Origin of the sequence: Planotetraspora phitsanulokensis (assembly GCF_016863295.1) — a bacterium.
GTDB lineage: Bacteria > Actinomycetota > Actinomycetes > Streptosporangiales > Streptosporangiaceae > Planotetraspora > Planotetraspora phitsanulokensis.
Genome location: NZ_BOOP01000023.1, coordinates 235,255 through 241,605, shown reverse-complemented (window position 1 = coordinate 241,605; position 6,351 = coordinate 235,255). Strand labels below are relative to the sequence as shown.

The following is a 6,351-nucleotide window of genomic DNA, read 5'->3' as shown; positions in this document are numbered from 1 at the left end:
AAAAGCGCGGCCGACGAGTCTCGCTGGACCGAGGTGTGACCTCGGAGAGAACGTGACGGAGTGAGAGAGCGGCTCCGGTCCGGGTGCATCGGGGGGCCCGGACCGGAGCCGTTTCTCATGGGTGCCGTGAACTTGTCACCGGTGCCGCGGACACGCCGCCGGAGGCCGGCGCGTCACGCGGGCTCAGTCGAACATGACGATCTGGCGGAGCACCTCACCGCTCCTGAGGGCCGCGACGGCGTCGTTGAGGTCGGCCAGCCGGATCCGCGAACTGATCATGCTCTCGAGGTCGAGCTTGCCGGCCTTGTAGAGGTTCGCGAAGAACGGGAAGTCCCTGCGGACGTCCGCGCCCCCGTAGAGCGAGCTGAGGATGTTCTTGCCCTCGAACAGCAGCCCGAAGGCGGTCAGCGGCACCTGGTCGTCCATCGCGCCCGCGCCCACGACGACGACGTCGCCGCCGCGCCGAGTGGCCTGCCAGGCGGTCATGATCGCGGCAGACTTGCCGACGACCTCGAAGCCGTAGTCGAAGCCCTGGCCGCCGGTCAGCGTGCCGATGGCGTCCATGAGCTGGTCGGGCGTGCACGCGTGCGTGGCGCCGACCTTCTTGGCCAGCTCGTGCTTGGACTCGAGCGGGTCGATGGCGAGGATCGTCGTCGCCCCCGACACCCGGGCGCCCTGGATGACGGACAGGCCCACGCCGCCGCAGCCGACGACCGCGACCGTCGACCCCGGCCGCACCTTCGCCGTGTTGATGACGGCCCCGACGCCGGTGGTGATGCCGCAGCCGATGAGCGCGGCGGCCTCATAGGGGACCTCGGGGTCCACCTTGATGGCGCCCTGCCACGGGACGACGATCTCCTCGGCCCAGGTGCCGCAGCCCGCCATGCCGAAGGCGGGCGTCTGGCCGCCGTAGACGAAACGGGCCTCCATGAAGCTCTTCATGACGTAGGTCGTGCAGAGGTTGGGCTGGCCGACGATGCAGTTGGGGCAGTCCCCGCAGGCTGGGGTCCAGTTGATGATGACGTGGTCCCCGGGCTGGACGGAGGTCACGTGATCGCCGACCTCGACGACCTCGCCCGCGCCCTCGTGACCGGGGATCACCGGCAGCGGCATGGGCAGGACGCCTGTCAGGACGGAGAGGTCGGAGTGGCAGACACCTGTCGCCTTGATCTTCACCCGTACGTCGGACGGCCCAACGGGGGTGAGGGTGAAGTCATCACGGATGTCGAGCTTGTCGTCGCCGACCGCGTGTAAGAGAGCGCCGCGCATTGGACCTCCTGGGGGTTACTCGTCTTCGAGTTATGAGGGTTCGAGCGACAAATTCGGGCGACTTATGAGTCTTCGAGCGACAAGGCGGCTTTGGGGCAGGACCGGACCGCGTGCCGTACCCGGTCGAGCATCTCGGCGGGCGGCTCGGGTAGCAGGACGTGCAACTGGTCGTCATCGTCGACCTCGAACACCTCGGGCGCCAGTCCCATGCACACGGCGTTCGCTTCGCAGACCAGATAGTCGACCTTGATCTTCATGTCCGGCTCTCCTTCGTACGGCGGGCTCGTCCGCACTCTCAATCCGGCGGCTGAGATCGTGTCGTTCCCCCGAGGTCCCGCCGGCCGGTGAGATCGCGCTCATCCAACGCTAGCGCCGGGGAGCTTGCGATGATCCCAAGAGACCACGCGCGACGGCTCGACCACGTAGGCGATCCGCTTGCGGGCGGTGTGCGCGACGTACTCGCGCAACTGGCCGTCCGCGGCGCCGTCCGAACCGTTCGACGAAGCCGTGCCGTCCGGCTCGCCGGGGGCGGCCATGCCCGTCATCCGCCGTGTGACGTCGATCCCGACATCGAGGACCTCTTCGGGGTCGTCGATGAGGCGGGCCGTGCCGTAGATCATGACGCCGCGCAGCTCGAAGTAGTCGTCGCCGGACTCGACGAGGCAGGTGACTCGGGAGTCCCGTTCGATGTTCCGCGCCTTCTGGGCCTTGCGGTACGTCCAGAAGGTGATCTTTCCGTCGCTCAGGCCGTAGAACATGGTGACGAGGTGGGGGGTGCCGTCGCCGTTGATCGTGGCGAGCTGGAGCTTGCGCGCGTCGCGCAGGAACCCGGCGACCGCCTCGTCGTCCATCGCGATGCCTGCACGGCGGTTCACGCTGGGCTGGGTCACGCTGCAAAGTAGAACACGTTGCAGCAGCGTGGACAAGGGGCGAGTGGAATGTTGTTCGGGTGAGTGTGCGGTGGTCGGGCGGGGGTCGGTAGGGTTCGAGCGCGGCGGTGAACGGCCGTCCGCGAGAGCCGTACAGAGGGACAGCGCATGGCCGTCACGATGCCCGACGATCTCCGCCGCCACGCCGAGGAGGCGAGGGGGTTCATGCCGCCCGCGGAAGGGCTGGCGCTGTTCGAGGTCGCCGCCCGATACGGCTCACTCGGCCCGATCTGCGAGATCGGCAGCTACTGCGGCAAGTCGGCCGTCTATCTGGGCGCCGGTGCGCGGGAGGCGGGCTCGGTGGTGTTCACCGTGGACCATCATCGCGGCTCCGAGGAGATCCAGCCGGGCTGGGAGCACCACGACACGGAGCTGATGGACCCGCGCTTCGGGAAGATGGACTCGCTGCCGTTCTTCCGGCGGACCATCGCGGAGGCCGGGCTGGAGGACGAGGTCGTCGCGGTCGTGGGCGCGTCGGCTGCGGTCGCCCGGTTCTGGAACACGCCGCTGTCGGTGCTCTTCATCGACGGGGGGCACTCCGAGGAGCCGGTCACGAGGGACTACGAGGGATGGGCCCCTCACATCATGGTGGGCGGAGTCCTGGTATTTCACGACATCTACCCCGACCCGGCCATGGGCGGCCAGGCCCCGTACCGGGTCTACCTGCGTGCGCTCGCCTCCGGAGCCTTCAAGGAGACCCGAGTGGAAGGCTCCCTTCGCGTCCTCGAACGCACCACCCACTCCTTCGCGTGATCATTCACGGGTTCGTGAAGAGGCCGTCTGACCTGGGCGTCTTCTTGGCGTGATCATGCACGGATTGGCGCGCACGCCCGATGGCCTGCGGCCCGGCCGTACGTGATCCTGCGATCAGGCGTGGGCGCGCTCGCATCCGCACTCGCCTGTGATCCGCACCTGCTGGTCTCCCGCGTCGCGGAAGACCTGGCCTCCCGCGTCCCGGAAGACGCCGGAGCCGGGAGTGGTCCTCGAGAGGGCGTCGGCCGCGAGGATCACCGCGGCCGCGGTGTAACCCGACCGCTCGTGCGGGAAGTGCTTGCCGTTCACGAACTGCCAGCCGGTCCAGTAGGACCCGTCCTCGTGCCGCAGGTGCTGCATGTCCGCGAAGACCGTCAGTGCACGCTCGTCGTCCCCGAGCGCGTCGAGGGTCATGACCAGTTCGCACGTCTCGGCCCCGGTGACCCACGGTTGGTCGGACACGCAACGCGCGCCGAGCCCGGGGACGACGAACGTGTCCCACTCCAGCTCGAGCCGCTGCGTCGCCTGCGCGCCCCGGACGGCGCCGCCCAGGATCGGGTAGTACCAGTCCATGGAGAAGCGGCTCTTGTCCGCGAACGCCTCAGGATGCGCCGTGAGCACATGCCCGAGCCGGTCGGCCGCGAGCTCCCAGTCGGGTTGTGGATCGCCCAGCCGTTCCGCGAGCAGCACGCCGCAGCGCAGTCCCTGGTGGACGGACGAGGAGCCGGTGAGCAGGGCATAAGGGGCGGGCTCGCCGGCGGCGTTCCGCTCCCACACGATCTCGCCCCGGGTGGTCTGCAGGTCGACGACGAAGTCGAGGGCCTTGGTGACCACGGGCCACATCGACCGGGCGAAGTCCATGTCGCCCGTCACGAGCAGATCGTGCCAGACGCCCACGGCGACGTAGGCGGCGTGGTTGGACTCCCCGCCGGCCTCGACGCCCTCGCCGCCGACGAGCTTCATCGGCCAGGAGCCGTCCGGGCGCTGGTGCCGTACGAGCCAGTCGAAGCCGCGGCGCGCCTCGTCGCGCAGCCCGGCCACGGTGAGGGCCATCAGGCACTCGACATGGTTCCAGGCGTCGACGTGACCCTCAGGCCAGGGAATGCCGCCGGTGGCGTCCTGGAGCGCGGCGATGCTCCGCGCCGTCTGGACCACCTGTTCGGCGGTGATGACTCCGAGGACGGACGGCGCCGCCGTCATGCGGGCTTCCGGACGTAGACCACCACACTCTTCCCGATCAGAGGGTTGAGCACGGCTTCCGCGATCCGGGTGGCGGCGGGGCGCTTCATGATGTCCCACACCAGGAGCTCGTGGTAGGCCTTGGCCAGCGGGTGGCCGTCGTTGTTCACGCCGACCGCGCATTTGATCCACCAGTACGGCGAATGCAGCCCGTGGGCGTGATGGTGCGGCCCGATCTCCAGGCCGGAGGCCTTCAGCTTGGCCTGGAGCTCGGCCAACGTATAAATCCGGATATGTCCGCCAGGCGCCGTGTGGTAGTCCTCGGAGAGGGCCCAGCAGATGCGCTCGGGGATGAAGTTCGGAACCGTGATGGCGGCCTGGCCGCCCGGCTTGAGCACTCGGACGATCTCCCGCATCGCGGCCATGTCGTCGGGGATGTGCTCGAGGATCTCTGCGGCGATGACGCGGTCGAACGACGCGTCGGGGAAGGGCATGCCGAGCGCGTCGCCGACGACCGTCTCGCCGGTGGCTCCCGCGGGGATCTCGCCTTCCTTGTCCATCGCCGCGAACATCGCGGCCACGCCTTCGAGTTCGGCGGCGTCCATGTCGAAGGCGACCACGTCGGCGCCTCTGCGCAGCACCTCGAACGCGTGCCGGCCCGCGCCGGCGCCGAGGTCGAGAACGCGGTCACCCGGCCCGACGGGCAGCCTGTCGAAGTCGACGGTCAGCACTCGCGTCACCTTTCGTATCGCAATGTCTGTCGGCCGCCGCACGAACGAACCGGTGGTCGGCGGCCCGGGGGAGGGCGGAGGTCAGCTGGTCAGCTGGTGTGATCCGTACGCGCCGCGATGGCCTCGCGGTAGGCCTCGACCGTGCGCTGGGCGACGACGGGCCAGGCGTAGCGCTCCATGACCCGTTCGTAGCCCTTGCGGCCCACCGCCTCGCGCTCCTCCGGGGAGTCCAGGAGGCGGCGCAGGACCGCGGCCAGCTCCTCGGGGTCGCCCGGCTCGACCTGGATCGCGGCGTCGCCGACGACCTCGGGGAGGGCGCCCGTCCGGGAGGCGACCAGCGGGGTGCCGGAGGCCATGTGCTCGACGGCGGGCAGTGAGAAGCCCTCGTACAGCGAGGGCACGACCGACACCTCCGAGGTGGCGATCAGCTCCGCGAGCGCCTCGTCCGAGATGCCGTGCACGAACGTGACGTGCTCGTCCAGCGAGAGCTCCGTGATGAGCTGCTCCGTGGGCCCGCCGGGCGTCGGCTTGCTCACCACGGTGAGGTGCACGTCGCGCTCGGTGGCGAGCTTGGCGGTCGCCCGCAGCAGCGTCGCGACGCCCTTCATCGGGGAGTCCGCGCTGGCCACGGCCACGATCGAACCCGGCCGCTTGGGCAGCTCCGGCCGGGGGTGGAAGAAGCGGGTGTCGACCCCGAGGGGGATCAGCCGCATGTTGTCCTCGGGGACGCCGAAGTCGCGGTGGATGTCGGTCAGCGACGACTCGCTGACGGTCAGGATCGGGCTCAGCCGGGGGGCGACGACGCTCTGCATGCGCACGAACCCGTACCAGCGGCGCATGGAGAGCTTCTTCCAGCCCTTCGCGGCCTTGAGCTCGATCCGGCGGTCGACGCTGATCGGGTGATGGATCGTCCCGACGACCGGGAAGAGCTTCTTGATCCCGAGCACGCCGTACCCGAGCGTCTGGTTGTCCTGCACGACGTCGAAGTCGCCCCGGCGCTTTTCGAGCTCGCGCCGCGCGCGGAGGCTGAAGGTCAGCGGCTCGGGGAAGCCGGCCGTCCACATGGTGGCGACCTCCAGCACGTCGATCCAGTCGCGGTACTCGCGCAGCTTCGGCGTACGGAACGGGTCGTCGTCGTTGTAGAGGTCCAGGCTCGGGACCTTGTTGAGGATCACGCCCTCGTCGAGCTCGGGGTACGGCTGGCCGGAGAAGACCTCGACGTGGTGACCGAGGGCGACCAGCTCACGGCTGATGTGGCGTAGATACACCCCCTGGCCGCCGCAGGTGGGCTTGCTGCGATAGGACAGCAGCGCGACTCGCAGCCGTTCGGCCAAGGGGCACCTCTTTCCCGCTGTGCCCTCAAGGGGCTGGCACCGAACCCTACCATTTGACCTTGGATCGGACAGCTAGGGTGAAATTGTTCCTCGCGTTGCCCGCACCATGCCGGAACTGCGACGTTAGCTTACCCGAACGACATTCGGTGTAACACG

The 6,351-nt window shown here is 69.1% G+C and carries 7 protein-coding genes; 1 reads left to right on the top strand and 6 read right to left on the bottom strand.

The window, feature by feature from the left end; genetic code table 11:
- Positions 1 to 183 precede the first annotated feature (183 nt).
- The 3 genes from Pph01_RS26035 to Pph01_RS26025 form a co-directional block, all read right to left on the bottom strand.
- Positions 184 to 1,269: an alcohol dehydrogenase catalytic domain-containing protein gene (locus Pph01_RS26035; protein WP_204075769.1), complete on the bottom strand. Its 1,086-nt coding sequence runs from the start codon at positions 1,267 to 1,269 to the stop codon at positions 184 to 186.
- 62 nt (positions 1,270 to 1,331) lie between these two features.
- On the bottom strand, positions 1,332 to 1,526 hold the full coding sequence (locus Pph01_RS26030; RefSeq protein ID WP_203888031.1) for a ferredoxin: 195 nt from the start codon (positions 1,524 to 1,526) through the stop codon (positions 1,332 to 1,334).
- A 99-nt stretch (positions 1,527 to 1,625) separates the two neighbouring features.
- On the bottom strand, positions 1,626 to 2,159 hold the full coding sequence (locus Pph01_RS26025; RefSeq protein WP_239117016.1) for a pyridoxamine 5'-phosphate oxidase family protein: 534 nt from the start codon (positions 2,157 to 2,159) through the stop codon (positions 1,626 to 1,628).
- A gap of 147 nt (positions 2,160 to 2,306) precedes the next feature.
- Between Pph01_RS26025 and Pph01_RS26020 the strand changes: the two genes are divergently transcribed.
- Complete coding sequence (locus tag Pph01_RS26020; protein ID WP_204075768.1) at positions 2,307 to 2,951, top strand: class I SAM-dependent methyltransferase; 645 nt, start codon at positions 2,307 to 2,309, stop codon at positions 2,949 to 2,951.
- Between the two features lie 114 nt (positions 2,952 to 3,065).
- Here the strand turns inward: Pph01_RS26020 and Pph01_RS26015 are convergent, their stop codons facing one another.
- The 3 genes from Pph01_RS26015 to Pph01_RS26005 form a co-directional block, all read right to left on the bottom strand.
- On the bottom strand, positions 3,066 to 4,151 hold the full coding sequence (locus tag Pph01_RS26015) for a prenyltransferase/squalene oxidase repeat-containing protein (protein ID WP_239117015.1): 1,086 nt from the start codon (positions 4,149 to 4,151) through the stop codon (positions 3,066 to 3,068).
- Positions 4,148 to 4,861 (bottom strand): class I SAM-dependent methyltransferase, encoded by a 714-nt coding sequence (locus Pph01_RS26010; RefSeq protein WP_204075793.1) that lies wholly within the window; start codon positions 4,859 to 4,861, stop codon positions 4,148 to 4,150. The genes Pph01_RS26015 and Pph01_RS26010 overlap by 4 nt, the downstream gene beginning before the upstream one ends.
- Before the next feature lie 89 nt (positions 4,862 to 4,950).
- The gene (locus Pph01_RS26005) at positions 4,951 to 6,195 is read right to left on the bottom strand and encodes a glycosyltransferase family 4 protein (protein WP_204075767.1); all 1,245 of its coding nucleotides are present in this window, start codon (positions 6,193 to 6,195) and stop codon (positions 4,951 to 4,953) included.
- Between the last annotated feature and the right edge of the window lie 156 nt (positions 6,196 to 6,351).